Origin of the sequence: Acidovorax sp. LjRoot117, from assembly GCF_964252695.1 — a bacterium.
Lineage (GTDB): Bacteria > Pseudomonadota > Gammaproteobacteria > Burkholderiales > Burkholderiaceae_C > Acidovorax.
Genome location: NZ_CAXUPO020000003.1, coordinates 459,430 through 477,681, shown reverse-complemented (window position 1 = coordinate 477,681; position 18,252 = coordinate 459,430). Strand labels below are relative to the sequence as shown.

Here is an 18,252-nt window from a genome sequence, read left to right as displayed (position 1 = left end):
CCCGCCTCCCGCCGCGCCGGGCGGCGGCACAGCGGGTTATTCGGAAGCCGGGGTGGCGGTGGCGCCTGCCGTGGCCGGAGCCAGGCCGCCCTGGGCCACCAGCTCCTGGTACCACTGCGCATAGCCAGCGCTGCTGGGGTGCAGGCCGTCGGCGGCGTTCAGCTCGTCGCTGCGCAGCACGAAGGGGTCTTCATCGCGCGGGCGCAGCAGGCGCACGTAGCGCACCTGATTGGCCGCGGCCACCTCTTGCACCATGGCGTGCAGCCGCTCGGACCGGCTGGACATGGCCCACGACAGCGGCGGTACGAAGAACGGCGCATGGCCCACATTGCCGCAGGGCATCAGCACCACGGTGCGGCCCTTCTCGCGCGCCAGCGCCACGGTCTGCTCCAGGTTGGCGCGCAGTGTCTTCTGGGTGGTGAGGCGGATCACGTCGTTGCCGCCGGCCAGCACCAGCACCATGTCGTAGCCCGCCTCGGCGCCCTGCAGCTGCTGCGCCACATCGCCGAACTTGGCGCCGTTGGCGGCCAGGTTGTCGATGCGCCACTGCGGGTGGGCCTTGCCGATCAGGCCCGCCAGGCTGTCGGCGGGGCTGCTGGCCCCCGTGCCCAGGGCCGTGCTGTCGCCCACGACCAGCAGCCGCTGGCTGGGCTGCGCGGGTTGCGCGGTGTAGGGCTGGGCCTGCTTGGCCAGGTCCACCGACGTAAAGATGCGCCACGGCGCGCAGGCCGACACGAGCAAGGCGCCCCCGATGGCGGCCGCAGTGACCAGGGCCAGGCGGCGGGTGCGGGAGGGGTGGCGGTGGGCGTGGTGTGGCATGGTGGCGCAGGCAGGGCGTTGGGTATGCAGCCAGCGTATCGCCGCGCTACCGCCGGGTAAGTCGGCGACGCGCCGCGGCCCGCGTAGGACAGCGCACCCCTGGGCGCCATCTGCGCCCACCCGCCAGCGTTGTTCTCCACCGCAGCGCGGGCAGCGGGCGGGTGACACGGGTCGCTGCCTGCCGCTACCGCTGACCGTTACCGCCGCAAACCTACTGCTTGAAGACCACCGCGTCCAGGTCCATCGCGCGGATGGATTCGGCCGCGGCGGCCGCCTGCGCCCGGCTGTCGTACGGGCCCACCCGCACGCGGATGCGGCGGCCCTTGGCGTTGTTCAGCTCCTGCCGGAAGGCGGGCAGCCCTTCGTTGAGCAGCCGCGCCTGCGTCTTGCGCGCGTTGGCCTCTTCGGCGAACAGGCCCACGTTGATGTAGTAACCCGCCGCGCTGCCCACGGTGGCAAGCGGTGCGCTGGTGGCCTCGGAGGCCGCTGCGGCGGCGGCGCCGGATGCGGCAGCCGCAGGCTTGGCGCCGCCAGCCTTTGCGGTGCGGGTGGCGCGCTCGGGGGCTGGCGCCGGCTTGCTGGCGGCCTTGGCCGCAGCCTTGGCGGTTGCAGCGTCTGCCTTGCTGGCCGGGGCTGCGGGCGCTGGGGCGGGTTTGGAGGCAGGTGCAGGTTTCGGTGCGGGTGCGTCGGCCTTGGCGGCGGCGGTTGCAGCGGCTGTGGCGGCGGCAGTGGCCTGGGCTTGGTCGCTCCTGGCAGGCGCTGATGCTGGCGCGGGCGAAGCCGCAGGGGCGCTGGCCTTGTCGTTGGCGGGTTTGTTTGCAGTGGGCGCCGCTGGCGTGGCAGGGGCTGCCGGCGCGGTGGCATGTGGCTGGGCCTTGGCGGCGGGCGCTGCTGGTACCGGCGCGGTTGCCGGCATGGATGCGGGAGCGGGGGCCGGGGCCGTCGCCGCAGGTGCACCGCTGGCCGTGGCCATGGCGGCGGCAGGCGTGGGCGCGGGTGTCGCGGGTGCTGGCTCGGCCGCCGGTGGCTGGGCCGCCGCCTGGGCAGACGCCGCAGATGCCGCAGCGGCCGCTGCCGATGACGCCTGGGCCACGGTCACGGCCGGCGTCATCGACGTGTCGGCCTCGTTGTGAAACCCTGCCCCGGGCAGCGTCAGGTACGCCGCCACCGCGATGATGGCCAGGGCCACATTGACGCCCACGATGGCCTGCAGGCGCTTGCGGCTGCTGGCCCGCTGCTCCAGCAGCGCGCAGGCCTCGGGCACGGTGCGCGACGCGGCCAGCGCGCGCGAGATGCGCCGGCGCACGTCGGCGTGCAGGATGGCGTTGCCATACAGGCCCGGCACCGTGAACGCCAGCATGGCAAACGCGGCCAGCACGCCCAGCTCCACGCCCTGCGGCCAGTTCAAGAACTGGCGGCCCAGCGCAAACACAAGCAGCGCCAGGCCCTCGGCCACGGCCACATAGGCCAGCGCGCCGCTCCACACCTGGCGGAACACCATCCAGTTCAAGGTGCACAAGCTGGCTGCCCAGTTCCAGGTGGTGGTGGTGCGGCCCGCGGTGTCAAAGCGGGCGAAGACGGGAAGGTAGTAGTCGGTGTTGACCGGCCCCAGCGCCACGCGGTACAGCGCCGTCATGGCGTTGTCGGACGGCGAGTCCAGCGACATGGCGGGGATGAGGGAGTCTGCAAAGTCCGTGGTGGCGCGCATGCCTGATTCTGTCATGCACTGGCGCGCATTCACCGCGTGTTGCGGGCGCGCAGCGCCTGTGCGGTACCAGGGCGGCGCCCGCGGTGGGGGCTGGCAGCGCTGCGGCAGCAGGCCCGCAGGGGTGGCACTGCCGCAGGATTGGATAAAAAATGGCCGCTACCGCTTTCTGGGTCAGCGCAAGCAGCTATCAAAATAGGAGCGGCGTGCCGCAGCCGCTCTGCCCCCGCCTCAGCCGCCCCGCACCATCGCCATGATCTTGCCGGCATCCAGCGTGGCCGCCTTTTGCTGGATCTGCGGCAGGTACTGCGACTGCATCTGCTTGGCCGGGCCCAGCAGGTTCTGAAAACTGTCGCGCAGCATGGCGGTGCTCATCACCCGGCCGCCCGCGTAGTAGCGCTTGGCCACCTGGCCCAGCGCATACGTGGTGGCAAAAGAAAACGCCATGCCGGTGGCCGCGCTGCCCACGCCCCCGATGGTACGGCCCGCCACCTTGCCCAGCAGGCCGCCCAGCAGCTTGCGGCCAAACTGCTCCAGGTACTGCGACGTCATGCCCACGCCCGCCGCGGCGATGAACTCCTTGATGTGGCCCTGGTCCAGCTCCACGCCGTGCGCCTTGCCGATGCCGTAGACCATCTTCACCTGCATCGGAATGATGGCCATCGACGCCCACGACTGCGGCAGCAGCTCCAGTGCGCCGTTGAGCATCGCGTAGTTCAGGATGGACTTGTCCAGCTCGGCGTCGCCCGGGCCTGCGGGCACGGCCACCGGCACGGGCATGGATGCAGGCGACGAGGACGGCGAAGAAGAAGCAGAAGGAGAAGAAGCAGCGGCTGCATAGGCCGCAGCACCGGTGGCCGCAGCACCCGCCACGCCCCACGGCACGGCAGAGGGCGGCGCCTTTTCGGCCACGTCCACCAGCGCATCGGCCTCATGCTCGAAGGCGGCGGTCTGCTGCGCCCCCAGCTGCAGCGCAGACTTGAGCGTGGCCAGGAACTGCGCCTCCGCAGGCGTCTGGCGCCCATCCACATCGCACACGCACACCGCCATCTCGTAGGCCAGCTGGCGGTGGCCGGGGTCGGTCAGCGCGGCGGCGGCGGCCTGCACCGTGGTGCGCTTGAGCAGCACGTCCTGGTAAATGCGCGGCAGGTCGGCCATGCCGCTGTCGCCCGCGAGGGACTGGGCGATGCGGCGGATCTTTTCACGCTCGGCGTCGTCCTTGGTGCCGTCCGCAAACGCGGCCAGCAAGGCGATGGTGAGGATGGATTTTTGCTGTTCTGGAGTCATGCGGTGCGGGCCTGCAAGGCCGTGAAATTAAGGGGGTTGGCACGCCGCCCCAGCCTAAAGGGGCTACGGGCGGCGTGCGGAGTCAGGTGCAGTCTAGGGCGCGCGCTTTCAACGCCACTGCTTGTGGGGACTTGCAGCCATCTGGTAACCAGGTGCATCGGGGCACGGGCTGCCAGCCCTGCGCTCCCCACTCGGGTTTCCCCTTGCGTAGTCGATCGGCTGTGCGCCCGGGCCCGGCTTGCGTACAGTGGCTGTCTCAATGCAAGGAGGCAAGGCATGCGGCAAGCGGCGACGACCAGCAGGGCAAGCAATACCAGCGTTACGGGCAGTACGGGCAGTAAGGGCAGCACCAGCAGGGCAGGCACCACCACGCCCAGCGCGCGGGGCGCCACCCGATGAACATCGCCCACCTGCTGCGCCGCAGCGCGCAACTGCACGCCCACCAGCCCGCCGTGCTGAAGGGCGACCAAGTGCTCTTCGACTACCAAACGCTGGGTGCCCGCACCGCCGCGCTGGCCGCCAGCCTGCGCACACGCTACGGCGTGCTGCCCGGCGACCGCGTGGCCATCTACGCCGCCAACGCGCCCGAGTACCTGGAGGCGCTGCACGCCATCGTGTGGGCTGGCGCCGTGCACGTGCCCGTCAACTACAAGCTGCACGCCAAAGAGCTGGCCTACGTGCTGGCCGACTCCGGCGCGCGCGTGGTGCTGGTGTCCGACGCCCTGCACCCCGCCGCGCGTGATGCGGGCGCCAACCCCGCATCCACCCTGGTGCTGGGCTCTGCCGACTACCTGCACGCCGTGCAGCAGCACGGTGCGCCGATGCCCGTGCACGACCGCGCCCCGGACGACATCGCATCGCTGTTCTACACATCGGGCACCACCGGCCGGCCCAAGGGCGTGATGCAGACCCACCGCAACCTGCTGGCCATGACGGCCTGCTACTTCACCGACGTGGACGACGTGCTGCCCGGCGACGCCATGGTCTACGCCGCACCCATGTCGCACGGCGCGGGCTTGTACAACTACGCCCAGGTGCTGCGCGGCGGGCGGCACGTGGTGCCCGTGTCCGGCGGCTTCGACCCCGCCGAGCTGGTGCAGCTGGCCGCCACAGTGGGCCAGCTCACCCTGTTTGCCGCGCCCACCATGGTGCACCGCCTGGTGGACCACGTGCTCGCCACCGGTGCCGACGTGTCGGGCTTCAAAACGATTGTCTACGGCGGCGGCCCCATGTATGCCGACGACCTGCGCACCGCCATGGCCGTCATGGGCGACGACCGCTTCGTGCAGATCTACGGCCAGGGCGAAAGCCCCATGACCATCACCGCGCTGTCACGCGCGCACCTGGCCGATACCACCCACCCCCGCTGGGCCAACCGCATGGCCTCGGTCGGCGTGGCGCAGTCGCTGGTGGAGGTGCGCGTGGTCGACGCCCAAGGCCAGCCCATGCCCACCGGCGACACCGGCGAGGTGCTGGTGCGCGGCGACACCGTCATGCCCGGCTACTGGAACAACCCCGACGCGACGGTCCGCACGCTGCAGGGCGGCTGGCTGCACACGGGCGATGTGGGCGTGCTGGATGCCGATGGCTTCCTGACCCTGAAGGACCGGTCGAAGGACGTGATCATCTCCGGCGGCAGCAACATCTACCCGCGCGAGGTGGAAGAGGTGCTGCTGCTGCACCCCCAGGTCCGCGAGGTGGCCGTGGTGGGGCAGCGCGATGTCGAGTGGGGCGAGGTGGTGGTGGCCTACCTGGTGGCGGGCGAGGGCGGGCCGGTGGAGGATGCGGTGCTGGACGCGCTGTGTGGGGAACACATCGCGCGGTTCAAGCGGCCGAAGGTGTATCGGTGGGTGGAAGGGTTGCCGAAGAACAGCTACGGCAAGGTGTTGAAGACGGAACTGCGTGGGTAGCCGCGCTGCATGCAATGGCGATGAAACACCGGTTCATCGCTGCTCTCCATGCGCCTATTCAGCCACACATGCGCCACTTGTGAGCGGGTTCCGTTGCGGTCCTACAAGCGGTGGCCTCCGGTGTCCCTAAAGTTGCGGGCTTCGTGTGTCCGAGTCGAGCGGCAACAGCTCATCGGCACAACCTTCCAATTCACTTCGTTTTATCTCCCCGACCATGATGCAGATCGTCTCCGATGCAGCGCAACCCGGCCTCATCATCGTGAACCTGGACGCCCAAGGCCACGACCTCTCCGTCCGCCTGGACCGCGCCATGCTGGAGCACACCCTGGGCGTGCACGGCGCTTTTGCATCCCTCGCCCAGGCCGTGGGCCGCAACATCGAGCGCATCCAGGACGCCGCATTGCGCAAGTACCAGCAGACCCGCCAGCGGTGTGTGATTTTGTCGAAGGCTGAGTTGATGCGGGTTGCGGGGTGATGGGAGCTGGCTAGCGTTGGGCCAGTGGGCGATTTAATGCGTGTCTTTGACGGCTGTTCCTTGTTACGCGGCTAAGGCTTCCATGAACAGTGATGAGCATGTGTTGAAGACATAATCGCAAGGGGAGTTGGAGGCCGGGGCGCATTTGCCAACTACCGGTCTAGGCTGATCAGAGTCACTCGCGGTAGGCGGCACGAGCGACAGCTCCGTTCGTTACCCGACGTTCGACGGGTGCCGGCGCGAACGCCAGTTGGGTATCCGATACCGAGCCCTCGACTCGTTGCAGTGTCGAGTACCTACTCGGAACGACCGTTTTTAGCCGAGTCAAACTCCTACTTTTCCCTACCGCGTCGTCGATGTGTTATGGACCATCAAGTCCTCCCGCTTGCCAAGGTACATCGGCTTGTCAGGGCCACTATATGCAGGAAGCCAACGCTTGTCCTTTGGACCGATCGGATGGTCATACTCAGTGGATGAGAAAACAAGCTGAGCATTGTTCGCTTCGCACATCTTCTCTAGCTCCTTGAGGTACTGAGCTAGGTCGGCGGTATGGAGTTCTTCTTGCTTCGGCGTGTCGAGGATCAGAAAACGGAACGGGCGAGACTTATCGGATAGGTACGCCTCGAATAAGGCCGCGTGTATGGCGAGGACCAGACGAATCGTCGTGCTGCTGGTGCCGCCGCTGCCGATGGTCTCTATAGTTTCGCCACCGAACGTGAACCGAAGGTTCAAATCAATGTCGACGTTCGTTGACACGTTCTGCGTCACCAGCGTCTGCATCCACTTGACGGTGAGTTCGCGCAGCGTCAATCGTAGCTTCTTGAATTCGTTGTCGGCTCTGCCCGTGTTGGACAGTCCGTCGATGCGGTCCTGGATGCGGTCCCGTTCTTTCTCCAGTTCAAATAGCTTCGAGCGCTCGTCCTTCAGCGCAGAGATGCGGCCTAGTTCAGACTGCGCGTCGACAAGCTGCTTGGTCAGCGCCTTTACGGCCGTCACAAGCTGATCGACGCCCGAAGTGGTAGGCGAGTCGAGGTTGTCGACGAGCGTCTGACGCTCCACGCCCAGTTCGCCGAGGCGTTCTTGCAACTGCTCGACTCGAATCTCGGCGCGAAGACTGTTGCGCTCGAGGTCTTTGATTTGATCCTTGAGGTATAGGAGGTTTTTCCCATAGGACTCGGTGCTACCCAGAAAGAGCCCGCAGTTCGGCACGCGGCAGATTTCCTGAAACGAGGTGAAAACTCGCCGGGCCTCTTCGTTCAGACCAAGAGTCTTGACCTCGCCATCAATCTCAGCACGGATGGTCTCAATGCCAGCCACACGGTTCTGCAAATCGAAGAGCTCCACCTGCCTGGCCCGAATTTGGACATCCTTCTGGCGTAGCATCTCAGAGAGAGCGGAACTGGCCGTACCCTTGGCGTCAACAGAAGCGCGAAGCGCGTCGATTTGCTGGATCAAATCTTCCACAGTTCGCAGCAACACCGCCTGGTTGGCATCGCTGGCGTCGACTCCACGGCTTTGGTACTCCAGCACCCGCTGCGCTCCCACGATCTTGCGCGTCTGTGCCTCGAGGGCGCTCTTCTCCTCGATGAGGTTCTTCTTGACCTCGTAGGAGTGTTTGGGATTCAGTCCAAAGGCGAAGCGGACCATCTCAGCGAACTGGTCTTCAATGAACGGGTTAGGGGATTTATATGCGGCGGAATACCCGTAACCCTGAATCAAGTAGAAGACGGGCAGCAGCGTGGAGATGTAGGGCTGCGCTTCTTCGCCTTTATTCGAGACAAGCCGGGGAGGCTTGAGGCCAAGCAGTTCGAACAACGCGATGGAGAAGGATCCCTCCGAATGATGCTCGGTCTGCTTGCCATCGAAATCAATCGTCGCGTAGAACTCGGTGTTCGTCGCCCCAATCACCCTACGGATTGTCAGGGGCTTGCTTTCAGACTCTGCATGCAGAACAACTGCCTTGCACTTCTCAAGGATGTCGTTCCGAAACTTGTTTGGAAAGCCGAGCGCCGACGCGAGTGCCCGGATGATCGGCGTCTTCCCGCTGCCATTCGGGGCGAACAGCATCGTGGTCCGAAGGCCAACCTCCAGCAGGGGACTTTCCCACCCCGCCTCGCCCAGGGGCTCGATTTGCAGTGACTTCATCCTCATTTCACTTCTCCCCTGGCCTGAGCTTCATCCCTGATGTATTGGTAGCTGAGCTCTATTGTTTTCATGGAGACGGCCAAGAGGCTTTCCCCGTCGATGGCGCCGTTGTAGACCTTCTTACCGAGGTCGGTCGCGGAGATTCGGCGCGTGGCTTCGTCAATGGTGACCTGCCCGGTCGACTCCAGGAACGTGAGTGCCTTGATCGTTCTGATGCGAAGGTTGCCGGACCACCCGATGTCCTGAGAAGAACCTTTGAAGCCAGCGACGGTACGCTCTAGGCACTCGCCCACCAGCCGACCTATCTCCGGCAGTTCGGGCTTGGATAGTCCCTTCGATATTGCCAAGATGGTCATGGCAAGTAGGGGTAGCTGAAAGAGCGCCTCGTTATCGAGCGTGTGGGCAGGGGACGGCCCGGCTCCGGACACCTTCAGCTTCAGGTTGAGCCGTTTTGCCTCGCTGAAGAATTCGGCTGCACTCATCGCGTCGACCTTCTGACGACAGCGGCGCAGAACGCTCCGAACACGAGGTCGGTGTTCAGCACCGGGAATTGCTTGCCAATGTTTGAGTTCAGGATGTCTTGAATGAAGTTCTCAAGGTCTGCGAAAGCACCGCCTGCAAGCAGCCAAGCTTTGCACTTGCTGTCGATTTCTTCCAGCAGGACGTTGAAAGTGAAGTCGGGCGCCCCATGCCGTGCACTGCGCACCCAGACGTCCCATGAAACCTTTGCTCGCGATGCCGCCTCAATCATCGAGTCGGTGGCGCCCACCTCCTTCAGTTTCCGCTGAAGGATAGATGCAGTCTTGATGGCCCCTGGCTCGCCCCCATCCAACAGAGTCTGATACACCTGTGTGGAGATGCTCAAGACCTTAAGCAGGTCTTCCAAGCCAACGCTGGCTGCCATGTCGATGCCAGACTTGGATAGGCCTCCAATCGGAGCACAGGACTTCTCCTCGACGAGGGTTACCAAGCTGTTGGCGATACGTTTCACCTCGTGCTGGTGAAGTTCGATTTCGCTGTGCCTCCAAATGGCGTTGTGCGCAGCCATGGCGAAGGTGTCGAGCGTCTCGCCGATGTACTGAACATTTGCAAGAACGGACAGCTTTTTCCGGGCTGCTTCGACCTCTTCCGGCGACATTGGTTTACCAGGAGAGATGATGTCTGCGAACTTCTCTATGAATTGGCGGATGTACTTCTTGCTGGACGATCCGGCAGAGAGGTCGGCGACGACTTCGTGGACATCGTCGGCGAAGTGCACGTTGCTGAGCATAGTGACCTCGCGGCACTGCTCGCCAAACTCGACCGTGTGCAAAAACAGCTTGCCAGCAATGCTGTTTCGAATCGCCTCAAGCTTTTCTTCAGTGTCGAGCGCGCCTTGCTTTTTGAGAGCGAAGACCGCGGAAGCGTCCCACTGCTGGTTTGCCTTTCCCTTGGTCTTGACCTGGAAGAAGTGGTACTCGACGACGCCAGCGACGGTGCGGCGCACGACGAAGTCGTCGTGATAATCGCAGTAGACACGGTCAACCTCTTTGCTGCTCAGAATTTCAAGCGCCGCGTAGGCGGCTGCTTGGAACTGCATTCGGAATCGCGTAACCGTGGTGCGACCGACCGTCTCCCTCGGCGCCTTGTCATGGATGGTGTCCATAGATTCTTTTGTGTACTCCCCGCTTTTCGCGCGTCTCTTTTGTAACAGATTTACGAACGCGAACGGGAGGGTTCGATCCCCAATCGCGACGGAGCCAGCGAGTCGGAAGCGTTGGCAAAACCGAACGTCCGCGGCCGTAGACATCGCAAGGCGACGTTCACTGCAACTCGGGGCTGTGGCGTACAGGGAGGACATGACTGTGTAAATATACAGTCTCATCGACCATTCGCCCAACATGGCCCGAGCAAATCAGCGACAGGTCGCTGGCCGACAGCGTGAATTTGAGAGCAGCAACCGAAGACAGCAACCGCTGCAGAGCCGCCGTCAGACACATCTCCAGACGCCTTCACGCGATACCCTCCGCCTCGCGTCTGAACCCGTTCCAACGCCCAGTTTCGAGTACCGCTCGAAACCCAGCGCGACGGCCCTACCCAAGTTCAGGCAAAACATGGCCCCTGCCCCATCACGTCTGCCCACGGCACCCACACCCCCTCAATGCCGCGGCTCCATCGTCGTGGGGCATACGGCCGTCCAAAGTACACGCCTTGCCCACCCGCCGTCGCCGGGCCAACCAGATGCCAAGTGCGACGGCTATTGCCACTGCAACGCCGAGCGCGGATGCCAGGTACTCACGGCTGACCGACAGACGCTCCCAGTCCAGCCCCGCTAAACCAGCCACGGACAGGCCGGAGATCACAGGTATGAGTACGGGCACCGCACAGCAGGCGGCGCAGGCGCCTGCGAGGCCGATGGTGGCGAGGAGGGGTTTCTTCATGGCGAGTCCTTTCAAAGATCGGTTCAGACCGATAGACTGACTCTAGAACCTCAAGTCGCTTGAGATGCAAGGATTTCCCATGAATAACCTTTCCGCACCGTTGACCATCGGTGCACTGGCGGAGCGCAGCGGGTTGAGCGTGTCTGCCATCCGCTATTACGAAGAGGTGGGCCTGATCCCCGAAGCCATGCGGCGGCCCAGCGGGCACCGGGTGTATGGCGAGGATGCGCAAGAGTTGCTGACGCTGATCCGCCATTGCCGCGATTTCGGGTTTTCTGTCGTGGACACGAAAGCCCTGGTGGCCCTCGCATCCAACGACGACATGGATTGCGTGCACGCCCGCGACATCGCGCAGGTGCATCTGGACACCGTGCGCACCAAGCTGGCGGAATTGTTGGCGCTGGAGCGCAGCCTGAGCAGGTTCGTGACGGCCTGCACCGACCAATGCGTGGGCGGGCCGGCGCCGCAGTGCAACATCCTCAAGGACTTGAGCCTGAGTGATTCGGCCCTGGCCGCCAAGCGGGCGCTGGAGGCTGGCACATCGGCGCGGTGCTGCGGCTAGTCGATGCTCCGGGGTTTCGGGGGTCTGCATGGCCAATTAACCAACCAACCATTGACGGTGCAAGCTGAACAAGTCGGTCAACTCCATCCGTGAAGACGTTGCACCGCCAGTAAACCCCCTCCCACCACGGTTATCCCACCCCGCCTACCATCCCGTCCTTCTTCCCTTCCCAAGGCCCTCCCATGCCCAACCCCACCACCCTCAAAATCGATTTCGTCTCCGATGTCTCCTGCCCCTGGTGCATCATCGGCCTGCAGTCGCTGGAGCAGGCGGCGGACCGCCTCAAGGATGAGGTGGCGCTGGACCTGCACTTTCAGCCGTTCGAGCTGAACCCGCAGATGGGCCCGGAGGGGCAGGACATTGGCGAGCATCTGCAAGAAAAGTACGGCGCGACGCCCGCGCAGAGCCAGAAGAACCGCGAGGCGATTGCGGCGCGTGGGGCGGAGCTGGGCTTTACCTTCAGCATGGACAAGCGCAGCCGCATCTACAACACCTTCGATGCGCACCGGTTGCTGCACTGGGCTGAAGAGCAGGGCGTGCAGCCCGCGCTGAAGAAGGCGCTGTTCAAGGCCTATTTCACCGACGGGCAGGACCCGAGCAACCATGAGGTGCTGGCGCGGGTGGCGGGCGAGGTGGGGCTGGATGTGGCCGAGGCGCGTGCGCTGCTGGCGTCGGACCGCTTCACGGACGAGGTGCGCGAGCGGGAGCAGCTCTACCTGCAAAGCGGCATCCACTCCGTGCCGGCCATCATCATCAACGAGCGGCACCTGATCCAGGGTGGGCAGCCGGTGGAGGTGTTCGAGCAGGCGCTGCGGCAGATTGCGGCGCAGCAGGTGTGAGGCTGTGATTTGCTATTGAAAGTATAGCTGTTGGCGCTTGCTGGATAAGCGGTAGGGGCTGAATTACATAAAAACAAAGGGGCCCTGGGGCCCCTTTGTTGTTGTGGTGTGGTGGTGTGCTTGTCGTGCTGTGCGTTGGGTGCTTTGCGTGCTGTGCGCTCTCGGGCTGGGTCCGTTCACATGGCGTGAACGGGGTTGGGCGGCGTGCTGTGCGGCGCTTCGACAGGCTCAGCGTGAACGGATTGGGGTGGGGGTGCCAGGGGCGGGGCGGGATGCTTACCCTGGCTGACAGTGACGGGGCTGCAGCCACTGCCGCAGCCGCAACTACGAGGGCATCACTTGCGCAGCGGGATGGCCGTGGCGCGGTCCACGGGCACGGCGGTCACGCTGTTCTGGGGGGAGCCGTCCACCAGTTTTTCTGAGTACGTCAGGTACACCAGCGTGTTGCGTGTGGCGTCCACCATGCGCACGATGCGCAGGCGCTTGAACAGGATGGACATGCGTTCGCTGAAGACTTCTTCCTGCTTCTTCAACGGCTCCGGAAAGCTGATGGGCCCGACCTGGCGGCAGGCGATGGAGGCCTCGGCGCGGTCTTCGGCCAGGCCCAGCGTGCCCTTGATGCCGCCGGTGCGGGCGCGCGAGACGTAGCAGGTCACGCCTTGCACGGCGGGGTCGTCGTACGCTTCCACGATGATGTCGTGGTCGCGGCCCACCCACTGGAAGGCGGTGTCCACGGTGCCGATCTTTTCGCCGGACGCGGCGTGCGCCGGTGCGGCCATGCCCATGCACAGGGCCGACGCTGCGAGCGCAGCGATGGCGGCAGCGGCCCGGGTCTTGGTCGTCTGCATGGTCGTGATCTTCATGGTCATCGTGGGCCGCGCCTTCTTCGTCATCATCATCATCATCGTCACGCGGCCGTTCCGGGCGCGGGGGCTTCGGTGCAGCGCTGGGCCAGGTGGGCCAGGGCTTCTTCGACCTGGTCGACCAGCACCAGGCACAGGTCGCCGGGCTGCAGGCGTTCCAGGGCGGCGTCGATGGCGATGAATTCGCCGCGGATCTCTTCGACGTGCTTCGTGCGCGGCGCGCCGGCCAGGCCTTCGCGCAGCAGGTTCATCACCTCGCCGTCGGCACGGCCGCGCTGGGCGGCGTCCTGGTACAGGATGACGTCGTCGAACGCGGCACCCAGGATGACGGTCTGCTCGCGGATGTCTTCGTCGCGGCGGTCGCCCGCGCCGCTGATGACCACGCTGCGGCGCTTGGCGGGCAGGGCGTCCACGGCCTGCACCAGGGCGCGCATGGCGTCGGGGTTGTGGCCGTAGTCGGCGATCACGGTGGCGCCGCGGTAGTCCATGATGTTGAAGCGGCCGGGGGCGTTGTCGCTGTCGTTCACAAAGCCCGACAGGCCGCGGCGGATGGTCTGCCAGGGCATGCCCACGCCCCAGGCGGCGGCGACGGACGCCATGACGTTTTCGACCTGAAAACCGATCTTGCCGTTGCGGGTGATGGGCACGTCGCGCAGGTGGATGGTTTCGCGCCACGAGCCTTCGGACGCGACGATGGAGTCGCCGTCCACGTACACGGTGCGGTGGCCCTGCGCGCGGTGCGTGGCCATCACGGGGTGGTGGCGGTCGGCCGCAAAGAAGATGATCTTGCCGGGGCACGACGGTGCCATGGCGGCCACGATGGGGTCGGCGGCGTTCAGCACGCCGTAGCCGGTGGTGGCCACGTTCTGCACGATCACGCGCTTCAAGACCGCCAGGTCTTCCACCGTGGTGATGTAGTTCAGCCCCAGGTGGTCGCCCGCGCCGATGTTGGTGACCACGGCCACCTGGCAGCGGTCAAAGCCCAGGCCTTCGCGCAGGATGCCGCCGCGGGCGGTCTCGAACACGGCGGCGTCCACCTCGGGGTGCAGCAGCACGTTGCGGGCGCTCTTGGGGCCGCTGCAGTCGCCGCTGTCGATCTGGCGGCCGTTCACGTAAACGCCGTCGGTGTTGGTCATGCCCACGCGCAGGCCTTGCGCGTTGAACAGGTGGGCGATGAGGCGCGCGGTGGTGGTCTTGCCGTTGGTGCCGGTGACGGCCACGGTGGGGATGCGGCCGTCGTCGCCATGCGCATACAGCTTGTCGACCATGGCCTGGCCCACGTTGCGGGGCTTGCCGTAGCTGGGCGCCAGGTGCATGCGCAGGCCGGGGGCGGCGTTCACTTCGACAAAGCCGCCGCCTTGCTCTTCCAGCGGGCGCAGCACGGTCTCGGCGACCATGTCCACGCCGCAGATGTGCAGGCCGACCATCTGCGCAGCGGCGATGGCGCGCGCGGCGACTTCAGGGTGCACGTCGTCGGTCACGTCGGTGGCGGTGCCGCCGGTGGACAGGTTGGCGTTGTTGCGCAGGATGACGCGCTGGCCCTTGTCGGGCACGGAGTCGGGCGTCAGGCCCTGCAGCGTGAGGCGTGCGACGGCGATGTCATCCAGGCGGATCTTGGTGAGCGAGGTGGCGTGGCCTTCGCCACGGCGCGGGTCCTGGTTGACGATGTCCACCAGCTCGCGCACGGTGCGCTGGCCGTCGCCCAGCACCTGGGGCGGCTCGCGGCGCGCGGCGGCCACCAACTGGTCGCCCACCACCAGCAGGCGGAAGTCGTGGCCCGGCAGAAAGCGCTCGACCATCACGGTGCCGTATTCGGCCGCGGTGCGGAAGGCTTCGTCGAGCTGCGCGCGGTCGGTGATGTTGACGGTGACGCCCTTGCCCTGGTTGCCGTCCTGCGGCTTGACCACGACGGGCAGGCCGACCTTGAGGGCGACTTCCCAGGCCTCGTCCAGCGTGTCGACGGGCTTGCCCAGCGGCACGGGCACGCCGGCGGCGTGCAGCAGGCGCTTGGTCAGGTCTTTGTCCTGGCCGATGGATTCGGCCACGGCGCTGGTGGAGTCGACCTCGGCGGCCTGGATGCGGCGCTGCTTGGAGCCCCAGCCAAACTGCACCAGGCTGCCGCGCGTGAGGCGCCGGTACGGAATGTTGCGCGCCACGGCGGCGGCCACGATGGAGCCGGTGCTGGGGCCCAGGCGCTCGTCTTCGTCCAGCTCGCGCAGCTCGGCGATGACGGCATCGGCGTCGAAGGTGCCGGTGCCTTGCGCGGCGTGGATGAGGTGCTCGGCGTATTCAAACGCCTTGCGGCCCACGGCTTCTTCGCTGTATTCCACCACCACCTGGTACACGCCCGCGTCGGTGGTGGCGGTGGTGCGCGCAAAGGTGACGGGGCAGCCGGCCTGGGCCTGCAGCGCCAGGGCCGCGGTCTGCAGCACGTGCGCCAGCGAGATGTCGGGGCCGCCGCTTTCCGGGTGCAGTGCGCCGATGCCCGGGAACAGCGCCCGCAGGCGGGCTTCGAACCCGGCCATCTGGCTGACGGCACGCTCGGCTTCAGGGCAGGTCACGATGGCCTCGATGGCCATGTGGCGGCTCCAGAGATTGGGGCCGCGCAGGGCCCGTGTGCGGGATACATCCATGGGGAGTCTCTTTCTCAATATCCGTCGGGACCACAGTCCGACTTCACTACATCTGTCAGGTTGCTCAGCGTCAATTTCACACAGTACGTGGTGACGCCAGCGGCACATGAAACTGGCGCGACCAAGGCGAGTGCCCCCGCGCAAGGGCCGCCCCGCCGCGCTGGGGGCGTTCCCCTCCCATATTGCGCAGCAATACGAGAGAGGGGGAAGGCGCGAAGCGACTCAGGGGGTGCCATTTCAGGTGGGCAGGCCAAGGGGTGCGGGCAGGTCGGGCTCGAAGGTCTTGATGCCCGCGCCGATCAGGTCGGGCGCGATGTCCAGCGCCCAGGCGGCGCCCACGGCGGCCAGCAGGGCGTCGGTGTCGGGCACCACGGCGTTGCGGCCGAAGGTCAGGTCGGCCAGCGAGCCCAGCACGTGCTCGGCACTGCCGGTGGCCAGCACCACGCGGCCGTTCTTGACGATGACGGCGCGGCCGTTGTCGGTGGCGCGGTGTTCGACGATGACGGGCAGGGTCGGGTCCTGCGCGTACAGCACGACCGAGCCGTCCGACAGGGGCGCCAGGTCGGCCACCTGCTCGATGGCGGCGTTCAGCACCGCGGCGCCTTCGGACAGCACCACGTCGACCTGGGTGCGCATCACCTTGGTCATCTGGTCTTGTTCATGCACGTCGAACTCGGCCAGCGTTTCCACGCCGTCCATGTCGGTCACCACGCCCACCTGGCAGCGGTCGTATGCCAGGCCGTCGCGCAGGATGGTGCGGGCGTCGCTTTCGATCACGGCGGCCTGCACGGTCTGGTTCATCAGCAGGCGGTGGGCGGCTTCCCAGTGCGCGCAGTCGGTGGTCTCGACACAGCGGCGGTCCAGGAACAGGCCTTCGCGGCAGGCCAGGCCGGTGTGGTGGCCGCCCAGGTGCAGCAGCCAGGCCACCAGCCGCGCAATGGTCGATGTGCTGCGCGTGCCGGCCACGCCCACCACCGGAATGCGGCCCACGGGGCCGGAGTCGTCTTCGGACGGGAACAGGTGCTCGGCGATGGCCTGGCCCACGGGGCGGGGCGCGCCCACGGCGGGCTTCAGGTGCATCAGCAGGCCGGGGCCGGCGTTCACCTCGACGATGGCGCCGCCCTGCGTGTGCAGGGGCTTGGAGATGTCGAGCGCCACCATGTCGATGCCGGCGATGTCGAGGCCCACCACCTTGGCGGCGAGCTGGGCGATGTAGGCGACCTCGGGGTGCACGTCGTCCGTGCAGTCCACGGCCACGTTGCCGTTGCGCTGCACCACGATCACGCGGCCCGCGGCGGGCACGGAGTCGGCGCCCAGGTCCTGGCGCTTGAGTTCGAGCTGCACCTTGGTGTCGGTGGCCAGGTCGATGATCTCGAGCGGGTACTCTTCTTCGTAGCCGCGGCGCGGGTCGGAGTTGAGCTGGGTGTCGATCAGCTCCTTGACGGTGTTGCGTCCGTTGCCGGTGATGCTGACCACCTCGCCACGCGCTGCGGCCACCACCTTGCCGCCTACCACCAGCAGGCGGTGTTCGTCGCCGGGGATGAAGCTCTCGACCATGACGTCGCTGCCTTCGGGGTAGGCCACGTGGTAGGCGGCCTCGATGTCTTCCTTCTTGCGCAAATCGAGCGTGACGCCGCGGCCGTGGTTGCCGTCGGAGGGTTTGACCACCACGGGCAGGCCGATGTCCTGCGCGGCTTCCCAGGCTTCTTCGGGGCTGTTGACGACCTGGCCTTCAGGGATGGGCACGCCGCAGGACTTGAGCAGGGTCTTGGTCAGGTCCTTGTCGCTGGCGATGCCTTCGGCGATGGCGCTGGTGAATTCGGTCTCGGCCGTCCAGATGCGGCGCTGGCTGGCGCCGTAGCCCAGCTGCACCAGGTTGCCGTCGTTCAGGCGGATGTGCGGGATGCCGCGGTCGGTGGCGGCGGTGACGATGCAGGCGGTGCTGGGGCCGAGGTACTGGTCGTCGACCTCGGTGCGCACGCGGGCCACGGCCGCCTTCACGTCGAACGGTTCGTCGTTGATGGCCGCCATGATGAGTGCATGGCCCTGGGCCAGCGCCACGCGTGCCACGCTTTCGTCGCGGGCACGGAACACCATGCGGTACACGCCGCGCTGGCTGGTCGAGCGCGTCTGGCCGAAGCCGGTGGGCATGCCCGCCAGGTTCAAGAGCTCGATCACGATGTGCTCGAGCACGTGGCCGCACCAGGTGCCTTCTTCCAGGCGCTGCAGAAAGCCGCCGCGCTCGCCCACGCCGCAGTGGTGTTCGATGAGTGCGGGCAGCCAGGCGGTCAGGCGCGGGGTGAAGCCGGGGATGGTGTGGGAGGGGTAGTCCTCCAGTTCGCCCAAGTCCAGCCAGACTTCCAGGACCGGCCGGTAGGTCCAGATATTGGGTCCGCGCAGGTAGTTGATGCGCAGCAGTTGGATGTCGTTGAGTTTCGCCATGGATTGCAGCGGGTGTGTTTGCGGCCTTGGAAGGGCGTCGAAGGACAAAAAAGACGTGATGGACGGGGATTGTGCGTCAGCCGCGCACTGGCTGGCAGTGTCAGCCAAATGATCGCTGCAGACGTTACATGAGGATGCCGCCACGCCTCGAA

At 66.1% G+C, this 18,252-nt stretch carries 13 protein-coding genes; 4 read left to right on the top strand and 9 right to left on the bottom strand.

Annotation, left to right across the window (positions count from 1 at the left end):
- Nucleotides 1–36: 36 nt before the first annotated feature.
- The 3 genes from ACSQ3D_RS11825 to ACSQ3D_RS11815 form a co-directional block, all read right to left on the bottom strand.
- Nucleotides 37–819 carry an SGNH/GDSL hydrolase family protein gene (locus ACSQ3D_RS11825; RefSeq protein WP_436127012.1) on the bottom strand — a complete coding sequence of 261 codons (783 nt, stop codon included), beginning with the start codon at nucleotides 817–819 and terminating at the stop codon, nucleotides 37–39.
- Between the two features lie 211 nt (nucleotides 820–1,030).
- Entirely contained in the window at nucleotides 1,031–2,527 is a 1,497-nt protein-coding gene (locus ACSQ3D_RS11820; RefSeq protein WP_436127011.1) for an SPOR domain-containing protein, read from the bottom strand.
- Between the two features lie 228 nt (nucleotides 2,528–2,755).
- Nucleotides 2,756–3,811: a DUF533 domain-containing protein gene (locus tag ACSQ3D_RS11815; protein ID WP_436127010.1), complete on the bottom strand. Its 1,056-nt coding sequence runs from the start codon at nucleotides 3,809–3,811 to the stop codon at nucleotides 2,756–2,758.
- 395 nt (nucleotides 3,812–4,206) lie between these two features.
- Here ACSQ3D_RS11815 and ACSQ3D_RS11810 point away from each other — a divergent pair, with 395 nt between their 5' ends.
- Both ACSQ3D_RS11810 and ACSQ3D_RS11805 read left to right on the top strand, forming a co-directional pair.
- Nucleotides 4,207–5,721 (top strand): AMP-binding protein, encoded by a 1,515-nt coding sequence (locus tag ACSQ3D_RS11810; protein ID WP_436127009.1) that lies wholly within the window; start codon nucleotides 4,207–4,209, stop codon nucleotides 5,719–5,721.
- A 214-nt stretch (nucleotides 5,722–5,935) separates the two neighbouring features.
- Nucleotides 5,936–6,196, top strand: a complete 261-nt coding sequence (locus ACSQ3D_RS11805) for a hypothetical protein (RefSeq protein WP_056417505.1) — start codon at nucleotides 5,936–5,938, stop codon at nucleotides 6,194–6,196.
- Nucleotides 6,197–6,538: 342 nt separating this feature from the next.
- On the opposite strand, the gene ACSQ3D_RS11800 is transcribed toward ACSQ3D_RS11805, so the two are convergent.
- From ACSQ3D_RS11800 to ACSQ3D_RS11790, 3 genes are read right to left on the bottom strand one after another with little or no spacing between them, the layout of a single operon-like run.
- Nucleotides 6,539–8,341: a hypothetical protein gene (locus ACSQ3D_RS11800; RefSeq protein WP_436127008.1), complete on the bottom strand. Its 1,803-nt coding sequence runs from the start codon at nucleotides 8,339–8,341 to the stop codon at nucleotides 6,539–6,541.
- 2 nt (nucleotides 8,342–8,343) lie between these two features.
- Nucleotides 8,344–8,823, bottom strand: a complete 480-nt coding sequence (locus ACSQ3D_RS11795) for a hypothetical protein (RefSeq protein ID WP_436127007.1) — start codon at nucleotides 8,821–8,823, stop codon at nucleotides 8,344–8,346.
- Nucleotides 8,820–9,986, bottom strand: a complete 1,167-nt coding sequence (locus tag ACSQ3D_RS11790; RefSeq protein ID WP_436127006.1) for a dsDNA nuclease domain-containing protein — start codon at nucleotides 9,984–9,986, stop codon at nucleotides 8,820–8,822. Before ACSQ3D_RS11790 ends, ACSQ3D_RS11795 begins: the two co-directional genes overlap by 4 nt.
- 854 nt (nucleotides 9,987–10,840) lie before the next feature.
- Between ACSQ3D_RS11790 and ACSQ3D_RS11785 the strand changes: the two genes are divergently transcribed.
- Together ACSQ3D_RS11785 and ACSQ3D_RS11780 are read left to right on the top strand one after the other, a co-directional pair.
- A complete protein-coding gene (locus ACSQ3D_RS11785) occupies nucleotides 10,841–11,323 on the top strand; it encodes a MerR family transcriptional regulator (RefSeq protein ID WP_218339714.1) in 483 nt (160 codons plus the stop codon).
- A gap of 182 nt (nucleotides 11,324–11,505) precedes the next feature.
- Nucleotides 11,506–12,162 carry a DsbA family oxidoreductase gene (locus ACSQ3D_RS11780; RefSeq protein ID WP_436127005.1) on the top strand — a complete coding sequence of 219 codons (657 nt, stop codon included), beginning with the start codon at nucleotides 11,506–11,508 and terminating at the stop codon, nucleotides 12,160–12,162.
- 335 nt (nucleotides 12,163–12,497) lie between these two features.
- On the opposite strand, the gene ACSQ3D_RS11775 is transcribed toward ACSQ3D_RS11780, so the two are convergent.
- The 3 genes from ACSQ3D_RS11775 to ACSQ3D_RS11765 all read right to left on the bottom strand — a co-directional run bounded on the left by ACSQ3D_RS11775 (nucleotide 12,498) and on the right by ACSQ3D_RS11765 (nucleotide 18,100).
- Nucleotides 12,498–13,010 carry a CreA family protein gene (locus ACSQ3D_RS11775; protein WP_436127206.1) on the bottom strand — a complete coding sequence of 171 codons (513 nt, stop codon included), beginning with the start codon at nucleotides 13,008–13,010 and terminating at the stop codon, nucleotides 12,498–12,500.
- 59 nt (nucleotides 13,011–13,069) lie between these two features.
- Nucleotides 13,070–15,658 carry a cyanophycin synthetase gene (cphA, locus tag ACSQ3D_RS11770; protein ID WP_436127004.1) on the bottom strand — a complete coding sequence of 863 codons (2,589 nt, stop codon included), beginning with the start codon at nucleotides 15,656–15,658 and terminating at the stop codon, nucleotides 13,070–13,072.
- Nucleotides 15,659–15,895: 237 nt separating this feature from the next.
- Nucleotides 15,896–18,100, bottom strand: a complete 2,205-nt coding sequence (locus ACSQ3D_RS11765) for a cyanophycin synthetase (protein WP_056167315.1) — start codon at nucleotides 18,098–18,100, stop codon at nucleotides 15,896–15,898.
- Nucleotides 18,101–18,252 lie beyond the last annotated feature (152 nt).

Excerpts from the sequence above, each read along its gene's own strand:
- ACSQ3D_RS11790 (WP_436127006.1), bottom strand. The coding sequence starts at position 9,986 with ATGGACACCATCCATGACAAGGCGCCGAGGGAGACGGTCGGTCGCACC.
- cphA (WP_436127004.1), bottom strand. The coding sequence starts at position 15,658 with ATGGATGTATCCCGCACACGGGCCCTGCGCGGCCCCAATCTCTGGAGC.
- ACSQ3D_RS11765 (WP_056167315.1), bottom strand. The coding sequence starts at position 18,100 with ATGGCGAAACTCAACGACATCCAACTGCTGCGCATCAACTACCTGCGC.
- ACSQ3D_RS11800 (WP_436127008.1), bottom strand. The coding sequence starts at position 8,341 with ATGAAGTCACTGCAAATCGAGCCCCTGGGCGAGGCGGGGTGGGAAAGT.
- ACSQ3D_RS11815 (WP_436127010.1), bottom strand. The coding sequence starts at position 3,811 with ATGACTCCAGAACAGCAAAAATCCATCCTCACCATCGCCTTGCTGGCC.
- ACSQ3D_RS11825 (WP_436127012.1), bottom strand. The coding sequence starts at position 819 with ATGCCACACCACGCCCACCGCCACCCCTCCCGCACCCGCCGCCTGGCC.
- ACSQ3D_RS11820 (WP_436127011.1), bottom strand. The coding sequence starts at position 2,527 with ATGCGCGCCACCACGGACTTTGCAGACTCCCTCATCCCCGCCATGTCG.
- ACSQ3D_RS11775 (WP_436127206.1), bottom strand. The coding sequence starts at position 13,010 with ATGCAGACGACCAAGACCCGGGCCGCTGCCGCCATCGCTGCGCTCGCA.
- ACSQ3D_RS11805 (WP_056417505.1), top strand. The coding sequence starts at position 5,936 with ATGATGCAGATCGTCTCCGATGCAGCGCAACCCGGCCTCATCATCGTG.
- ACSQ3D_RS11780 (WP_436127005.1), top strand. The coding sequence starts at position 11,506 with ATGCCCAACCCCACCACCCTCAAAATCGATTTCGTCTCCGATGTCTCC.
- ACSQ3D_RS11795 (WP_436127007.1), bottom strand. The coding sequence starts at position 8,823 with ATGAGTGCAGCCGAATTCTTCAGCGAGGCAAAACGGCTCAACCTGAAG.
- ACSQ3D_RS11785 (WP_218339714.1), top strand. The coding sequence starts at position 10,841 with ATGAATAACCTTTCCGCACCGTTGACCATCGGTGCACTGGCGGAGCGC.
- ACSQ3D_RS11810 (WP_436127009.1), top strand. The coding sequence starts at position 4,207 with ATGAACATCGCCCACCTGCTGCGCCGCAGCGCGCAACTGCACGCCCAC.